This is a genomic window from Thalassospira sp. MCCC 1A01148 (genome assembly GCF_001613795.1).
GTDB lineage: Bacteria > Pseudomonadota > Alphaproteobacteria > Rhodospirillales > Thalassospiraceae > Thalassospira.
In genome coordinates, this window is sequence record NZ_LPVZ01000008.1 from 14,577 (window position 1) to 31,354 (window position 16,778).

Consider the following 16,778-nt stretch of genomic DNA (forward strand, 5'->3'; position numbering starts at 1 on the left):
GATTGAAAACCGGTTACAGAACGACACACAGGGCTACGCGCGGATGATTCAGGGCGGACTGATATTTATTGTTGCCATGACCTATATCGGGTTGCTGTTTGCCATTGCCCATTATGGCGACAAATATGCCGATAAATGGCGCGCATCCCGGCTGAAGCCAACGGTCTATGCCCTGTCATTGGCGGTTTATTGCACAAGCTGGACGTTCTTTGGTTCTGTCGGGTCGGCGGCGACAGGCGGCTGGGCGTTCTTGCCAATCTATATCGGCCCGATTGTGGTGATGGTTGTCGGTTTTGGCATCATGACCAAGATCGCGCGTGTCTGTCACAAGCAAAACATCACCTCGATTGCCGATTTCCTTGGTTCGCGCTATGGCAAAAGCCAAAGTCTGGCAGCCCTTGTTGCGCTGATCGCGGTGGTTGGCGTTCTGGCCTATATTTCGCTGCAGCTCAAAGCGGTTTCGATGTCCTTTGATGTGCTGATTGGCGATCTGGGCGAACAGGTCGTGCGCCATTCCGAAGGCCACTTTTCCAAGGATACGGCCTTTTACGTCACCATTTTGATGGCTGTTTTCTCAATCCTGTTTGGTGTGCGCTATATCCATGCGTCCGAACACCATGACGGCCTTATTCTGGCGGTGGCATTCGAAAGCCTGATCAAGCTCGCCGCCCTTTTGATGGTGGGCTTCTTTGTCGTTTACGGCATGTTTGACGGGTTTGTTGATATCAACAGACGTGCACTGGCCGATCCCGACATCCGGCAAATGTTCATCCCCGATACATGGATGACGTCGAACTTCTTTATCGCCACCATGCTGGCGGGTTTTGCCATTTTCTGTCTGCCTCGCCAATTCCATGTCACCTTTGTCGAAAATGATGACAGCCGCAACCTGACCAGCGCGCGCTGGCTGTTCCCGGCCTATCTGATTGCGATCAATATCTTTGTTGTGCCGATTGCGATTGCCGGTCTTTACATGTTTGGCGATGACCCGACGGTCAATCCCGATACCTTTGTTCTGACACTGCCGTTGCTGGGCGGGCAGAACTGGCTGGCGGTGGTCGCCTTTATCGGCGGGCTATCGGCCAGTACCGGCATGGTGATTGTGTCCTGTGTCGCAGTGTCGACCATGGTCTGTAACGATCTGGTCATGCCGCTTTTGCTGCGCTCCGAACGTCTTCAGAAACGCATGTCCGGCGATGTCAGTCAGGTGCTTTTGAAAATCCGCCGCGCGGCCGTGATCGGGCTTTTGTTCCTTGCCTATGGCTTTTATCGCTTCCTTGCAGAAAACTATGCGCTGGCCGATATCGGGATGCTGTCCTTTGCCGCCATGGCGCAGTTCGGCCCGGCGGTTCTGGCGGCGATCTATCTTAAAAACATCAACCGGACGGGGGTGCGGCTTGGCCTGATGTCAGGCTTTGTGCTTTGGGCCTATACCCTGTTGATCCCGGCCTTTGTGCAGGGCGGGTTGTTGCCATCCTCGATCCTGACAGACGGGCCCTTTGGCATTGGTATCCTGAACCCGCAGGCCCTTTTGGGTGTCGGTATTGAAGACCATCTGACACACGGTGTTGTCTGGTCGCTTGGTGTGAACTTCGTTTTGATGTTTGTCGGCTCTGCCGTTGGTGTGCAAGGGGTGACCCAACGTCGTCAGGCACAGGTCTTTGTTGATGTCTGGCGCAAGGATACCAAGGCACGTAACGATACCTGGCCGGGTCGGGTGACGCTGGGCGACCTCGAAGATTTGGCCGCACGCTTTTTGGGGAAACACTGGGCACAGCGCGCCTTTCGCAATTACCTGCAAGCGCGCGAAGGGACGACAAAGCGGTCTGATATTGCCGATGTTGATGCCGCGAACTTTACCGAGCATTTGCTGTCTGGTGCCGTCGGGGCCGCATCATCGCGCGTGGTGATGGCGCTGCTTCTGCCCGACAAGGCCGTTTCGCGTCGCGATGCAATGGAACTGCTTGATGAGGCGTCCGAGGCCATCAAGTTCAACCGCGATCTTTTGCTCAATACGCTTGAAAACATCTCGCAAGGGGTGGGGGTGTTTGACCAGAACCTTCGGCTTGCGACATGGAACCACCGTTTCATTGATCTGCTTGGCATTTCGACCAGCGACATTCAGGTGACATTGCCACTGTCCGAGCTTGTCCATATCTGCCGCGATAACGGCAACCGGGCGGTGGATATTGATGTGCTGCTGGGCCGCAATGCCGCGCCACAGATGCGCCGTTTGCCCCACACCTATGAGCGCAAGCGTGCTGATGGCATGGTGCTTGAGGTTCGCACCAACCCGATGCCCGATGGCGGCTTTGTCGCGACCATTGCCGATATCACCGCACGTGTGCGCACCGAAGAAGCCCTTCGGGACAGCGAACGCAACATCCGGATCTATACCGATAATATACCGGTGATGATTGCGTACGCCGATAAGAACCAGCGCCTGCGCTTTACCAACCGCCCGTATGAACGGATGTTTGGTCTGCGCCGGGTCGAGGCACACGGCATGTCGGTCCGTGAAGCGGTGGGCGAGGAACGCTATGTCCATCTCGCCCCGATGATCGATCTTGTTTTGCAGGGCTATCGCCAAAGTTTCGAGATCGAATTCCCCGCCATCACGCGCAACCGCAATGATGAACGCGCCACCCTGGGCGTGCGCGAAGGCCGCTATGCCGAAGGCACCTATATCCCGCACTTTGATGAAACCGGCGAAGTGCTGGGCTATTTCTGCATCTATCACGATATTACCGAACGCAAGACCGCCGAACAGGCGCTCAAAGAAGCCAACGAAGGCCTTGAAGCCCGCGTGACCGAACGAACGCACGCGCTTGAGGTGCTCAACTCCGAACTTTCGGACGCCAAGGAACAGGCCGAAACGGCGAATGATACCAAAACCCGCTTCTTTGCCGCCGCCAGCCACGACCTGCTTCAGCCACTGAATGCCGCGCGCCTGTTTACAGTCGCCCTTGGTGGCAAGCAGGGGCTGGCCGATGACGTGCTTGATCTGGTCGGCAAGGTGGATCTGTCGCTCAAGGGGGTTGAAGAACTCCTCAACGAGCTTCTTGATATCTGCAAGCTTGATGCCGGCGCGATGCAGCCGACCGTGCGTGACTTTGCGATCAATGATGTGCTGGGCGCGCTTGAAACCGAATTCGGTCCGATTGCCGAAAATGCGGGGCTGAGTTTCAAGGTTTACAAGCGTGATCTGTGGGTGCGCAGTGACAGTCGTCTGCTGCGGCGTATCTTGCAGAACTTCATTTCCAACGCCATGCGCTATACCCGCACCGGCGGGGCGGTCGTCGGCTGCCGCGTGCGTGGTGACACGCTCAAACTCGAAGTCTGGGATAGCGGGCCGGGCATCCCCGAAGACAAACTGAAAATCATCTTCCGCGAATTCCATCGCCTCGAAGGACCGGAAACAACAGATGTGAAGGGGCTTGGCCTTGGTCTTGCCATCGTCGACCGCCTTGGCAAATCGCTTGGCCATCCGGTTTCGGTGCGTTCACGCCCCGGTCGCGGCACGGTCTTCTCGGTCGAAGTGCCACTGGGTGTTGCCGATACCGCCGCCACACCCAAGCCCAAACGCCGCATGGCGGGCGAGTTGGGCGGTTTGCGGGTGCTGTGTCTGGATAACGAACCGGCGATCCTTGATGGCATGCGCGCCATGCTGGAAAACTGGGATTGTGTCGTGGTGACGGCCCAATCCGGTACGGCTGCCGAAAACCTGCTGACCCAAGAAATTGACGGCAAACAACCGTTCTCGCCGGACATCATCCTTGCCGATTACCATCTTGATTCCGGCCAGACCGGCCTTGATGTCCTGATCCGGCTTCGCGATGTTCACGGCGTTAACGTGCCCGGCGTCATCATCACTGCCGACCGCTCAGCTGATACCGCCGACCTGATCGCCGATCAAGGGTTCTCGCTCCTCAACAAACCGCTCCGCCCGGCCAAACTGCGCGCCCTGATGACACGTGCGCTCAACCGGCTGGGGAGTGATGCGGCGGAGTAGGAGTCTTGTATTTGAGAGCAACGGAATGGAAATATGCAGGAACTGATAGAACTGTCTTGGCAAACACAAGTAGTCATTGTTGGGGGATACTTATCCTACGTTCTCGCATACGCTGGAATGAGGTCAGACCATAAGGCAATTGATTCCGTTAGCATTATTTTGTGCTTCGGGGGAGTTGGTTTAGTCGCAATTCAAACTCTTGAGCAGCTCGTTGCAGAGACATGTGTATTTCGAGATACAATAGTGGGTGTCGGTGCTGTAGTTATTCCTCTGCTAGTGGCAGTAGCTTGGCGTAAATTTCTTAGAGATAAATGGCTGTCATTCTGGCGTTGGGCAGGGGTAAGTGATGAAGATGGATTAGCAACAGCTTGGAATACAATTATCCAGAAGCGAGGCTTGGTTTACACTCAAATAAATGTAACCAAGAAAGATGGAACAGAGCTGGAGTGTTGGCCGTTAGAACCGTTTAATAATGACCCTAATGGTCCTTGTGTTTTAGGTGCCGACGGCTCTATTGGGCTTTATGTAACCCACATAACTCGAAACGGGCAAGACCGACGCGAGGTAAACAAGCTGAGAGATGATAATGGAGTGAGGATAACCTACATCCCCAAAGATGAGATCGCGGAGGTGGACTTGCGACGGTCTTATAAGCCAAAAAACAAACAAGGCTAACTTACTTAGAACCACCTGAATCCGTTTTATTGTTGCCTGAACCAGTAGGCTGAGTTGAACTTTGAGAACCGCCACCTCCACTAGGATGCACACTCCGTTCTGTGGTGCTAGGCATTACAGATTCTTTTAACGGTGCGCTGTTGTCGGTTTTTCCCATTTGAACCTCCTCGGCTATTATTTTGAGTTGCTAGTGAAAACGAGATTTGTGCTTAGTTTGCATTACCAGAGTGGGTGAGCTACTGTGGCAAGAAATCTATAGATATCTTATTGTGTGCTTAATTCAATCATGGGTAAATTTTGTAGCATTTGTAGTGATTACTATCAACTTGCACATCTACGAGTTTGATAACGCTAATTTCGCACCCATCAGGATAAATGCGCCAGCAAAGCTTTTGCCGATCCAAGTCATGACCTTGGGGCGTTCGATGATGTGGCAGCGAAGCGCACCTGCAAAGCATCCATAAATCACAAACACCGCAAACGTCATCGCCATGAAGATCAGGCCGAGCAGGGTCATCTCAAGCGTCGTGTCGGGGGTGTTGGGGCTGACGAACTGCGGCAGGAAGGCGAGAAAGAAGACCGAGAGCTTCGGGTTGAGCAGGTTGAGCAGTATCCCGTCGCGGATGATTTTAAGCACGCCTGTGGTGCTTTCATTGGCGGTGACCTTCATCGCACCCGTCCCAAACCACATGCCCCAGGCCATATAAAGCAACCACGCCACCCCAAGATAACGCACGATTTCAAAGGCGACCGCGCTGGCATGAAGCAGGGCGGCGAGACCAAGGATGCTGGCGGTCATGTGTGGGACGATGCCAAGCGTGCAGCCAAAGGCCGCCCAGATGCTGGCCTTCATGCCGCGACCAAGGCCAAGTGCCAAGGTATAGATCACGCCGGTGCCGGGCAGGGTGACGATGATAAGCGAGGTTATCAGGAAATCGAGGCTGATCATGGTGTGTCCGTTCGTTGAATGTTGTTGCCCTCAATCTACGGATGGACAGCAGAGCATTCTTGAACGGAATTGCACGATCTGATGGTTTGTCCCAAACCGTCATTCCGGGCGGAGCGGAGCGCAGACCCGGAATCCATGCGCAATCGCGGCAAAGATGGATTCCCGCCTGCGCGGGAATTACGTTTGGATTGGCTGTCGTTTCTGAGGCCGTCGGCTAGTTCGCGCGAACGGCACGGGCATAGCGGCCCGGTGTCAGGCCAAAGGCACGGACAAAGTGGCGGTTGAGGTGGCTTTGATCAGAAAATCCAGCACTACTAGCGATATCGGCAAGGGTTTCGCCGGATTGGATCATGGTACGCGCCAGGTCAATGCGTCGCTGGATCAGATAGGCGTGCGGGGTGAGGCCGGTGGCCCGGGTGAAATCGCGCAGCGTCTGAAATTTGCTTAAGCCCGTGGCGTTTGCCAGATCATCAAGGCTGTGGCTGTGTGTCGGGCTGTCATCCAGCAACGCCTTGGCGCGTTTTATCCGGGCATGAGCGACAGCATGGCGCACGTTTGATTTCGGGGTGGGTTCACCGGGGCCGATCATGGCGTGATGGAGCATCATCAGCAGCATTTCTTCGCGCCGGAGCCGTGCACTTTCTTCCGATCCGTTGGTGACGGCATCGAATAACGCCCCAAAGCAGTGCCGGACAGCGGGGCTGTCCATCACGGGGCGTGTGAACTCATATTGGTCGGTGGCAGCATCAGAAAGGTCACTTGCCGCGCGCGCGATCAGGTCCGGGTCAAAATACAGCATGTTCCAGCCGCGTGGCCCATTGCCAATCGGATGGCCATCATGCACTTCGCGCGGATTGACCGTGATGATGTTGCCAGCCCCGGCTTCGACCATGCCGCGCCCGGAGGCAGATTTTTGCGCCCCGGAATGCATGAAGCCAATGCCAAACGCCTCATGGGTATGCTTGGCAAAGGAATGGCGTGTTTCGGCCATGACGGCTTCGACACCCAGACAATCATGGGCAATGACTTCGACCTTGTTCATCGCACAAAACTGGCAGCGTTTGCAGATTTTGGCAATGGGACGATGTGACACGCCATGCAATCGGGCGTGAATGCTGAGAGGCCACTGTCGCGGTGGCGTCGGTATGCGCGCGGCGTCTGGCCGACAGACATGGTCTCCGACGGGCAGGGCAAACACGTCTGCTGAAATCTGGATATATGTATGATCGGCTTGACAGCCGGGCGTTTCCGGGGACGGGCAGAAGGGTGATCGCGCCGATCAGGCGTCGATGGCCGGTTCCTGAAGCTGCAATTCGCGGGCGATGATCACGGCCTGGGTGCGGCTGTGGACCGAAAGTTTGCGCAGGATCGCCGATACATGGGCCTTCACGGTGGCTTCAGTCACATCGAGTTCATAGGCAATCTGTTTATTGAGCTTGCCTTCGGTCAGCATGTTCAGAACACGCAATTGCTGCGGGGTAAGCTGACCGATCTTTTCGGCAAGGCCGGTGGCTTCATCATCTGCCGGGCCGTTTTCCATGGCCTCGCGCGCCCAATCTGGCATCCACATGCCACCATCGAGCACGGTCTTGACCGCAAGGCCGATCTGATCGACAGGGGCCGATTTCGGTACAAAGGCCGACGCGCCATATTCGATGGAGCGACGCACGACAGGCAGTTCCTGACTGGCCGAAACGATGGAAACCGGTATGTCGGGGTAGGATGCGCGAAGTGTGAACAGGCCGGTAAAGCCGTTCATGCCCGGCATATGAAGATCAAGCAGGACAAGGTCGATATCGCCTTTATGTGCCTCGACCTGATCAATCGCCTCATACAGGCTTTCAGCTTCAAGCACCGAGACATTTTCCAGTTCTGTGCTTAACGCCTGTTTGAGCGCCCCGCGCACAAGCGGGTGGTCATCAGCGATCAGAATCTGGAACGTTTCGGACATTGGATATTTCCCCTGAAAGTTATCTTTCCCCGACAGGTCGCAATTATTCTATCCCGTTCAAGCGGAACTCACAAATTATTAGGTGAGAAAAGGATGGGATATCTTGATTTTGGATTGGATGCGACCCGTTTGGCGACGATCTGCGCGACAGGTTTTGTCAGGAAAACTGGCAGAAAGGTTGAGGGAAACCAAAGATCACTCTCGCCCCACGAAATGTGAAACTTTGGCCCCCCTCGCGCCACCGTTTGAGAGTATGCCCATTAAAATCGGTGCCGTAAACTCCGCATTTGAGGAAAAATGAAATTTATCTTATCAGTGTGATCAATGACCGAAATTCAGTTCTGACACACCACACTGCATTGCGAAATTGGCGAATTTATACAATCCGTTCCAAAACCGCGCAGCCCAAGGAAAAAAGGACACCTAAATGTCTGAACAGCCGCAAGTGATCCGCCGCGAAGACTATAAGGAACCTGACTTTGTTGTCGAAAAGGTCGAACTGGTTTTTGACCTTGATCGGGACGTCACAAATGTGAAATCGCGCCTGTTTATGGCTGCGAATCCTGCGCGCGGTACCGGAAAGGGGGACGAAGTTTTCCTGCATGGCGAGGATATGAAGCTCCTTTCCGTCACCCTTGATGATGCCCGTCTGGCCTCAAGCGATTTCAAGGTGGATCAGGAAGGCCTGCGCTTCACGGCACCAAGCGAAACCTTTATTGCCGAACTCGAAACCCAGATTTCACCGGCCAACAATACCCGCCTTGAGGGGCTGTATGTTTCGCAAAGCGCGTTTTGCACCCAGTGCGAGGCCGAAGGTTTCCGGCGCATCACCTATTTCCCGGATCGTCCCGATGTCATGGCGACCTATAAGGTCACGATCAATGCCAACAAGGAAAGCTGCCCGGTTCTGTTGTCAAACGGCAACCTGATCGACAGCGGTGATCTTGATGGCGGGCGTCATTTCGCGGTGTGGGAAGATCCGTTCCCCAAGCCGTCCTACCTGTTTGCGCTGGTGGCCGGTGATCTGGCCTGTGTCGAAGACAGTTTCAAGACCATGTCGGGACGTGATGTGGCACTGCGCATCTTTGTCGAACATGGCAACGAGGACCGCTGCGACTATGCGATGGACAGCCTGAAACGTTCCATGAAGTGGGACGAGGAGGTCTATGGCCTCGAATACGATCTGGATCTGTTCAATATCGTCGCAGTGTCGGACTTCAATATGGGGGCGATGGAAAACAAGAGCTTGAATGTTTTCAACGCCAAATTCGTTCTGGCACGGCCCGATACGGCGACCGATGTGGATTATGAACGCATCGAATCCATCGTTGCACACGAATATTTCCATAACTGGTCGGGCAACCGTGTAACCTGCCGCGACTGGTTCCAGCTGTCGCTCAAGGAAGGTTTGACCGTTTTCCGGGATCAGGAATTCTCGGCCGATCAGCGTTCCCGCCCGGTGCAGCGCATCAAGGACGTCAACGCACTTCGCGCCGCCCAGTTCCCCGAGGACGCCGGGCCACTGGCCCATCCGGTACGCCCGGACAGCTATATGGAAATCAACAATTTCTATACCGCCACGGTCTATGAAAAGGGCGCGGAACTGATCCGCATGATGCACACGCTGCTTGGTCCGGATGGCTATCGCAAGGGCATTGACCTTTACTTTGATCGTCATGATGGGCAGGCGGTGACCTGCGATGATTTTGCCAAGGCGATGGAAGACGCCAATGGTGCCGATTTCGGCCAACTCAAACGCTGGTATTCGCAGGCAGGCACGCCGAAACTCAGTTGGCAGGGCGACTATGACGCGGATGCAAAGCAATACCGCCTGACCATCACCCAGAAAACCGACCCGACCCCGGGACAGCCAGACAAAAAGCCGCTGCACATGCCGATCTCAATCGGGCTTCTGGGCGCGGATGGTTCTGATCTTCTGGCCGAAACGGTGGAGCTGACGGAAGCCAGCCAGGAATTTGTGTTCGAGGGGGTGGCTGAGGCACCGGTTCTGTCCTTTAACCGTGGATTCTCGGCACCGGTCAACATCACCACCGATCAGCCTGATGAAGAGCTTGCTTTCCTGATGGGCCATGACAGTGATGCATTCAATCGCTGGGAAGCCGGGCAGAAATACGCAACCCGTCTGATGCTGTCGGCCATTGCCGCGTATGAGGCAAATGGCGGCGATGTTGATGCTGCCTTTGAGGGCGAAAAGGACCGCGTCGATGCCTTCATTGCCGCGATGCGTCAGACACTTATCAATGATGATCTTGATAAGGCATTTCGGTCTGATGCGCTTGTCCTGCCGGGCGAGGCATTCCTGTCCGAGCAGCGCAAGCCCGCCAACCCCGAGGCGATCTATCAGGTGCGAACCGCCCTGCGTAAACGTATCGGGCAGGCGCTATGCAATGATTTTGCCAATACCTATCACCAGAATGCGTCAAATGCGGCCTTTACCCCGGATGCCACGTCTGCTGGTCAGCGGGCCTTGCGGGCGACCGCATTGGCCTATCTGGTGGCAAGCGGCGAAGACGAGTATGCCGAAATTGCTGTCGCGCAATATGGCACGGCTGACAACATGACCGATCAGATGGCCGCCCTTTCGGTGCTTAATAATCTTGATCATCCGGGCCGCGAAACCGCACTGGCCGATTTCGAGCAACGCTTTGCCAGTGATGCGGTCGTTTTGGATAAATGGTTCTCCTTGCAGGCCATGTCATCACGCGATGATACGCTGGCACGCGTCAAGGATCTGATGAGCCATCCGGCCTTTACCATGCGTAACCCCAACAAGGTCCGTGCCCTGATCGGGGCCTTTGCCATGGGCAATCCACGCCATTTCCATGCCAAGGATGGCTCGGGTTATGAATTCTATGCTGATCGCCTGATCGAGCTTGATGACATCAACCCGCAGGTGGCCGCACGTCTGTGCTCGCCACTCGGCAAATGGGCGAAATATGATGACGTTCGTGCCGACAAGATGAAGGCTGCGCTCAACCGCATCCTCGCCAAACCGGAAATTTCGCGCGATCTTTATGAAATCGCCTCGAAATCCGTGGCAAGCTGATCTCAAGACCATTTGGGTCACATGACAAAGGGCGGCACCGGAAAGTGCCGCCCTTTGTTTTTGTGAAGTTCGGATTGGAAAGCTGATCAGGTCAGTTTCATCCGCTCGCTGAATTCACGCATTTTTTCTGACAGGTTGCGCGCCACTTCCGAAAGGTTGTGGCTGGCCGTGTTCAGGTCATGGGCATTGCGGCCCGTGCCCTGCGCCCCGTCATTCACAAACGTGATCATTTCATCCATTGATCCGGCACCTGCTGCAATGCGCTGCACGTTCTCGGAAATCTCGCCGGTTGCACGGCGTTGCTCATCAACCGATTGGGTGATGGTCGACTGGATGTCGTTGACCTGGTGAATAACCTCGCCAACCGTGCTGATCGAATGTGCGGCCTTTTGCACTTCTTGCTGAATGGCCGCTGTCAGATCCCCAATCTGGCCAGTGGCACTTGCCGTCTGATCGGCAAGCGATTTGACCTCGTTGGCAACCACGGCAAAGCCCTTGCCAAGTTCACCGGCACGTTCGGCTTCAATCGTTGCGTTGAGTGACAGAAGCTTGGTGCGATGCGCAATGTCGTTGATCAGATCAATGATCGATCCGATCTCGGAGCTGGCCTTTTCAAGCGATCCGATATTGCGCTGGCTTTCCTCGGCTTCCTCGCGTGCCCGTCCGGTCACGTCGGATGCCTCGGTTGCCTGACGGTTGATTTCCGCGATCGACGATGAAAGCTCCTCGACGGCAGTCGCAACATTGCGAGTATTGGACGCTGCCTCGCGCGAAACATCCAGCGCACTGCCTGACTGCTGAACGGTGTTTTCCGACTGGCTTGTCAGTTCATTGGCAAGGCTGAGCAACCCTTCGGACTGCTCGGTGACGGATTGCGCCACACGGGCGACCTCGGCCATCATTTCGGTGACCGCGATCTTGCTTTCCTCGCGCTCGGTCACGTCATTCCAGGCCAGCATGGTGCCCAAAAGGACGTTGTCCTTGTCGCGCACCGGTGCTGCAAGGATATCAAGATATCCACGCTCGGTCTGGATGATCTCGGAGAACGGCAAGTTGTTCGGGTTGGCAAGCTTTGCCTGGAAGTCCGAACCAAGGTTCAGGAAATCACCCGACACCGTTTGGGGTGTCCCGCCGAGATAATCCTGTGCGCTGGCATTAAGATAACTCAGCTTGCCATCAGCCAGGATCATCGCCGTCATGGTCGGTGTATTTTCGACCATGTTCTGCAAGATCATGGCCTGACGCACGGATTCACGCAGTGCAATCAGCGCCTTCTTCATTTCGCCGATTTCGTCATTGCCGACATCTGGCAAGTTGACGTTGGTATCGCCGTTCGAGATCGAAGTCATCGCACGGGCAAAAGCACGCAGATTGCGCAGGACCGTTGTCCGCAACAGGATCCAGCCGACAATCCATCCCGCCAAAAGCACGCCGACAAGAAGCTCAATCGACAGGAGCCGCAGGCTGTTGGTTTGCTCGTAGAAATCGGAAATATCACGGTCAAAGCGTGCCTCGGCCCAAACACCACCCCGGCCATCATCAATGGTTACGCTGACGGCCGCGCGGTGGGTTTCACCGGATTCTGCAGCCGCCATGTCGCTTGCTTCGTTGGCGGCTTCTGGTGCGGCATCGCCTGCATCATCAGCAGGGGCAGGTGCGTCTTCCGTTGACGGGGCCTGGGCCTCTGCCTGGGCCATTTCCGGCGATTCCAGGCTTTCAAAAAGCACCGTGCCGGAATTATCAAGAATTTGGAAGTTGCCCCCCAGAACCTTGCCGATGCCTTCAAGCTGGGGCAGGGGGTCGGTGATGACTTCAAGGAAACCAACCGCCCGGAAACCGCCGACAGGCAGGATCAGGCTAAAGACCGGACGCCCATCCGGTGTCGCCCACATAAAGCTTGCAGGCTTGCGAGCTTCTGCCTTTTCGCGGTTCGCGAGAAAGGCTTTGACCTCCGGGTCGTCAGTAACGCTTGCCCCCAGATTGGCCTCAGACGTTGCCAGCTGATTGAATTCCTGATCATAGGCAACCGCATCAAGAAGGTTCACATCCCCCTGCACGACCTCACGCGCGTTCGACAGAATGTCGAGTTCGGCCTTCATGCGGGTCTGGTCATTTTCCTGATAACTTTTGACCAGACTGCCAAGGCGTGACCATTCATTGGCAATGGGGGTGATCTTGTCGGCATAATCGGTCGCGATACGCGATCCGACAAAGAAATTAACTGTACCACTAACCGAGTTGTTCAGTGTTTCAATCGCAAAATTGCGATAGGTGTCACCGGTCCAAAGAAGCATCCAGGTCACTGCACCAGATACCAGTAACCCGGTTACGAGCAAAATTCGCCGTAACGTCAGAAGGCTGGTAGCGCCTCCTGTAATAGCCGTCTTCGCGGCCTTGTCTCCCGTCATTTTTGTCACTCCAGAGCAAACCGTACTTATTTTTTGTATTAATAATGTTGGCTCGCATCACTCCCATTCACACCCCTACTTCTCATGAGTAGTTTCCCTGATCCAACCAGAGCTTGATTTGGAACACAATCCCTTAGTTTGCTGTCCTTGAGGATAACTGCGGCTCTCAAGGTGTTTGAAAGTGGCCGTATTTTGGAAATTCTCTTTTGGGTGGCGACACTTAGCCATCAAACACGTGCGATTTTTGGCGAATTCAAAATTTTTATGCGAATGTGTGTGATAATCGTTTGCATTTGAAAAAGTGATGCTCTATGACTGTGTTTGTCAAATGCAGGCGACAACGTCGTTTGTGACCGGCCATCAGGCTGACATGGCGTGCCTGATGGCTTCTATCTTCGGGACTCTCTCTCCCCGAAGGTCGATCTCTCTCACTCGAGGGGACTGGTATCCGGATCATTGTGCGGGACAATGCCGGGGAACATACCAGTCCCCCTTTTTTTTATCCGAATGAATTGATGCGTGGGCAATGCTGGCGCGCTGTCAGGTTGTGCAGCGGTGCGGGCTTTAGCGTTTTATAAAGGTGCTGGCGGTTACAAACGCAGGGTAACTTTGATGTCGTGAAGGATCGCCACGTCCATGGCTGACGAAGACCACACCCCGAAAAACGATTTGCGCGCAACCCCGGATGCCCCGACGGACCCGGATGCCGGGCAAAAGGATGCACCGCTTCCGGCCTTTATTTACGGTCGAGACGGGCAGGGTGATGGCAATGGCCGCAGGGCAACACGGCCCGGTGATCGGCAAAACCTTAATGCACGGATAGCGGATATGGATCGCAAAACCCTTCTTGGCCTGGTCACAGGCGCAGGCATGCTCGGGCTTGTCTTGTTCTTTGCCGGAATGCTGGTTGGCGCAGGACTGTTTATGGATTCTGATGACGGTGCCCGCACCGCGCAGACAGAACAGCCGGAAGTCGAAATGCTGGCCTCTGCACCCGATGAGCCCACCGTGATCGAGGACGCGACACCGGACGTCACCGAACCCGCCGCGATTCCGGAAATCAGCGCCGACAGCGAAGACCCGGTTGGCGATCTGATCGCGCAACGCAGCGAAGCGCTTTCAGATGAGGCAACCGACAGTGCAGAACCGGCGGCGGATGCGACGCCAGAACCCGAATCAACCGAAACCACCCCGGCCGAAGAGCCGGGCATTGCTGCCCCGGAAATCCGGGACGTAACCGGAACGGCTGATGCCCCCGAAGCACCTGATGCACCGGTCGTTGACGAGGCGACGGAAAGCACCGAGACCAACACTACGCAGTCTGCTGAACAGGCAGCTGCGCCTGCTGAAGCTGAGGCCGAAGCAGAACCAGCAACAGAAACAGCTGATGCCACACAAGAACCGGCACCAAGTGCCCCGGCAGAGGATAGCACTGCCGCGACCGATGGTGACAAGCCGTTCTCGGTTCAGGTTGGCGCCTTCAAGGTCCATGAAAATGCCAAGCAGCGCGCCGATGAACTGCGGGGCGAAGGACTTGAGGTGGCAGTGGTTGTGCGCGGACCAGAAAGTGAGGGGGCCTGGTACTATGTCCGGATTGGTGGCTATGCCAGCCTTGCTGCCGCCCGTGATGCGGCTGCCAAGATCAAGGCCGACCATTCACTTGACGGGTTCCCGGTACGTGCAGAGCCAAACGACCGCGTGGTGGATTGATCATCTGCGCCCGTTTGGGCGCACCTTATATATATAGATGCAGTAGTGCGGGGCGGGGTGATGCAGGAACGTGTCACCCCGCTTTCGTTTTTGGCGATGCATCGGGGTTAACGCGATGATGTTGCCATTTTCATCTTATCGGGTTTGTTTTTGTCTTCTGATTGGGGCATTCTACTTGCCATCCTCGAACAAAGGCGCTACGCGCTAGGTTCGCAAATATCAGACCGGCAGCCGCATGTTTCGGATGGCTGCAAAGCAAGACAGGATGACCGAAAGCACATGAGCACGCACAAGGATTTCCCGAACCTTCATATTCTTGATCATCCGCTGATCCAGCATAAGCTGAGCCACATGCGCAAGGTCAGCACCTCGACCAAGACCTTCCGTCAGCTGCTCAAGGAAATTGCGCTTCTGATGGGGTATGAAATCACCCGCGAGCTTCCTGTCAGCTACGAAGACATCGAAACGCCGATCTGCCCGATGAAGGCGCCTGTCATTCAGGGGCGCAAACTCGCCGTTGTGCCGATCCTGCGCGCCGGTTCGGGGATGGCCGATGGCCTGATCGAACTGATGCCGTCCGCGCGCATTGGTCATATCGGCCTGTATCGCGATCCGGAAACTCATATGCCGGTCGAATATCTCGTCAAGCTGCCGGAAGTCGAAGGCCGTACCTTTATTCTGGTCGATCCGATGCTGGCGACGGGGAACTCGGCGGTGGCCGCAATTGATACGCTGAACAAATACGGTGTGGCTGACAAGGATATCCGTTTCATGGCGCTGGTCGCTGCACCCGAAGGCGTCAAGGTCTTCCAGGATGCGCACCCGGATGTGCCGATCTATACCGCGGGCCTTGATGAAAAGCTCAATGAAAAGGCCTATATCGTGCCGGGCCTTGGCGATGCGGGTGACCGACTGTTCGGAACGCGCTAAGTCGGTGATCTTTGAGATGCATTAAAAAAGGGTGCCTTCTGGCACCCTTTTTGTTTCTGGATTGTCTTGTCTAAGCTGTCTCAGCCTTTTGGCGACACCGTTATATCGACAATCGAGCCCGCAAACGATCCGCCGGTGAGCTTGATGGTGGCAACGCGGTTTTCGCGGTCATAAACCAGAACCGAAATGTCAGCGCGCACCACGGTGACCTTGCTCCAGCCGAAGTTGGGCATTTCACGCTCGTAGAAGTCATACATCTGGGCGGGCGATCCGCCTGCATTCAGGACAACGCGTCCATGCCAGGCATCGGATGCACCAAAGATGATGCTTTTGTCCATATCCAGCGAGGAATTGGATGGCATCGGAATATCGGTGAACTGGGTAAAGGATGGTCCCGGTTGTCCACCTTTGCCATCCCCACTGCCAGAGCCCGTGTTTGGCACTAGGTTGGTGCCCGAGCACCCGGCGAGAGAGAGCCCCGCAATTGCGGCAGCACATATAAGATATTGTCGCAGTCTCATCATCTTCCTTCGGTCCCCTGATGCTCGTCTTCTAATGAGGGGTATCTCTATCTCGCCCTATCATCGGGTGATAATGTAAAGGAAAGGTTCACATATTTGCTTTTGCAGCATTTTACGAACTTGCCTGAACGACGCATGGCCTGTCGGTCACATGTCGCCTTATACTATTAAGAGGTAGCTGCGTTTACGCATTGCACCAAATCAAACGGATTTAATCTGTAGAGGTGCGCTTGTCGGGATCTTGATGTGAGGCTTGCAGGCCTTTTTCGAATCATTTTGATCCGGTTCAATGTTTTTTGCGCGCCAAAAGCCTGGTCTTTGCAGGCTGTTTTCAGCGGCTTTGCTGGATTTTTCAACCACGGGTCTTCGGCGTGGTCTTGTTTGACTGTTATGGTTGGATGGGCCTGTTTAGCTATCACATTGAAAAATAACAGTATTTATAAAAATGCCGATTAAATGCACTTTTTTCCGAAAAAGGTGTTTACAGGTTCGGATTGGGGCCCTATAACCCGCCTCCACCGACGGGGTGCGGCGCCAACGAGACGGCGACGCGGA

The 16,778-nt window shown here is 55.2% G+C and carries 10 protein-coding genes; 5 read left to right on the plus strand and 5 right to left on the minus strand.

Translation table 11 applies throughout. The annotated features are described in order from the left end of the window. Positions 1-43 precede the first annotated feature (43 nt). Together AUQ43_RS02540 and AUQ43_RS02545 are read left to right on the plus strand one after the other, a co-directional pair. Positions 44-4,012 (plus strand): PAS domain-containing hybrid sensor histidine kinase/response regulator, encoded by a 3,969-nt coding sequence (locus tag AUQ43_RS02540; protein WP_062954067.1) that lies wholly within the window; start codon positions 44-46, stop codon positions 4,010-4,012. Between the two features lie 33 nt (positions 4,013-4,045). Continuing rightward, complete coding sequence (locus AUQ43_RS02545) at positions 4,046-4,687, plus strand: hypothetical protein (protein ID WP_062954068.1); 642 nt, start codon at positions 4,046-4,048, stop codon at positions 4,685-4,687. A 334-nt stretch (positions 4,688-5,021) separates the two neighbouring features. Here the strand turns inward: AUQ43_RS02545 and AUQ43_RS02550 are convergent, their stop codons facing one another. From AUQ43_RS02550 to AUQ43_RS02560, 3 genes are all read right to left on the minus strand, one after another. Beyond that, positions 5,022-5,636 (minus strand): LysE family translocator, encoded by a 615-nt coding sequence (locus AUQ43_RS02550; RefSeq protein ID WP_114129944.1) that lies wholly within the window; start codon positions 5,634-5,636, stop codon positions 5,022-5,024. A 214-nt stretch (positions 5,637-5,850) separates the two neighbouring features. Further along, positions 5,851-6,729: an AraC family transcriptional regulator gene (locus AUQ43_RS02555; RefSeq protein WP_232310560.1), complete on the minus strand. Its 879-nt coding sequence runs from the start codon at positions 6,727-6,729 to the stop codon at positions 5,851-5,853. A 186-nt stretch (positions 6,730-6,915) separates the two neighbouring features. Continuing rightward, on the minus strand, positions 6,916-7,587 hold the full coding sequence (locus AUQ43_RS02560; protein WP_062954070.1) for a response regulator transcription factor: 672 nt from the start codon (positions 7,585-7,587) through the stop codon (positions 6,916-6,918). Positions 7,588-8,014: 427 nt separating this feature from the next. Here AUQ43_RS02560 and pepN point away from each other — a divergent pair, with 427 nt between their 5' ends. Then, on the plus strand, positions 8,015-10,654 hold the full coding sequence (pepN, locus tag AUQ43_RS02565) for an aminopeptidase N (RefSeq protein WP_062954071.1): 2,640 nt from the start codon (positions 8,015-8,017) through the stop codon (positions 10,652-10,654). A gap of 86 nt (positions 10,655-10,740) precedes the next feature. Here pepN and AUQ43_RS02570 read toward each other — a convergent pair whose 3' ends face one another. Beyond that, positions 10,741-13,062 carry a methyl-accepting chemotaxis protein gene (locus AUQ43_RS02570; RefSeq protein ID WP_232310561.1) on the minus strand — a complete coding sequence of 774 codons (2,322 nt, stop codon included), beginning with the start codon at positions 13,060-13,062 and terminating at the stop codon, positions 10,741-10,743. 636 nt (positions 13,063-13,698) lie between these two features. On the opposite strand from AUQ43_RS02570, the gene AUQ43_RS02575 reads away from it, so the two are divergent. Both AUQ43_RS02575 and upp read left to right on the plus strand, forming a co-directional pair. Beyond that, entirely contained in the window at positions 13,699-14,772 is a 1,074-nt protein-coding gene (locus tag AUQ43_RS02575; protein WP_062954073.1) for an SPOR domain-containing protein, read from the plus strand. A 279-nt stretch (positions 14,773-15,051) separates the two neighbouring features. Next, entirely contained in the window at positions 15,052-15,702 is a 651-nt protein-coding gene (gene upp / locus AUQ43_RS02580; RefSeq protein WP_062954074.1) for a uracil phosphoribosyltransferase, read from the plus strand. A gap of 80 nt (positions 15,703-15,782) precedes the next feature. Here the strand turns inward: upp and AUQ43_RS02585 are convergent, their stop codons facing one another. Further along, entirely contained in the window at positions 15,783-16,226 is a 444-nt protein-coding gene (locus AUQ43_RS02585; protein WP_232310562.1) for a hypothetical protein, read from the minus strand. Positions 16,227-16,778 lie beyond the last annotated feature (552 nt).

Excerpts from the sequence above, each read along its gene's own strand:
- AUQ43_RS02550 (WP_114129944.1), bottom strand. The coding sequence starts at position 5,636 with ATGATCAGCCTCGATTTCCTGATAACCTCGCTTATCATCGTCACCCTG.
- pepN (WP_062954071.1), top strand. The coding sequence starts at position 8,015 with ATGTCTGAACAGCCGCAAGTGATCCGCCGCGAAGACTATAAGGAACCT.
- AUQ43_RS02560 (WP_062954070.1), bottom strand. The coding sequence starts at position 7,587 with ATGTCCGAAACGTTCCAGATTCTGATCGCTGATGACCACCCGCTTGTG.
- AUQ43_RS02540 (WP_062954067.1), top strand. The coding sequence starts at position 44 with ATGATTCAGGGCGGACTGATATTTATTGTTGCCATGACCTATATCGGG.
- AUQ43_RS02575 (WP_062954073.1), top strand. The coding sequence starts at position 13,699 with ATGGCTGACGAAGACCACACCCCGAAAAACGATTTGCGCGCAACCCCG.
- AUQ43_RS02585 (WP_232310562.1), bottom strand. The coding sequence starts at position 16,226 with ATGATGAGACTGCGACAATATCTTATATGTGCTGCCGCAATTGCGGGG.
- upp (WP_062954074.1), top strand. The coding sequence starts at position 15,052 with ATGAGCACGCACAAGGATTTCCCGAACCTTCATATTCTTGATCATCCG.
- AUQ43_RS02545 (WP_062954068.1), top strand. The coding sequence starts at position 4,046 with ATGCAGGAACTGATAGAACTGTCTTGGCAAACACAAGTAGTCATTGTT.
- AUQ43_RS02570 (WP_232310561.1), bottom strand. The coding sequence starts at position 13,062 with ATGACGGGAGACAAGGCCGCGAAGACGGCTATTACAGGAGGCGCTACC.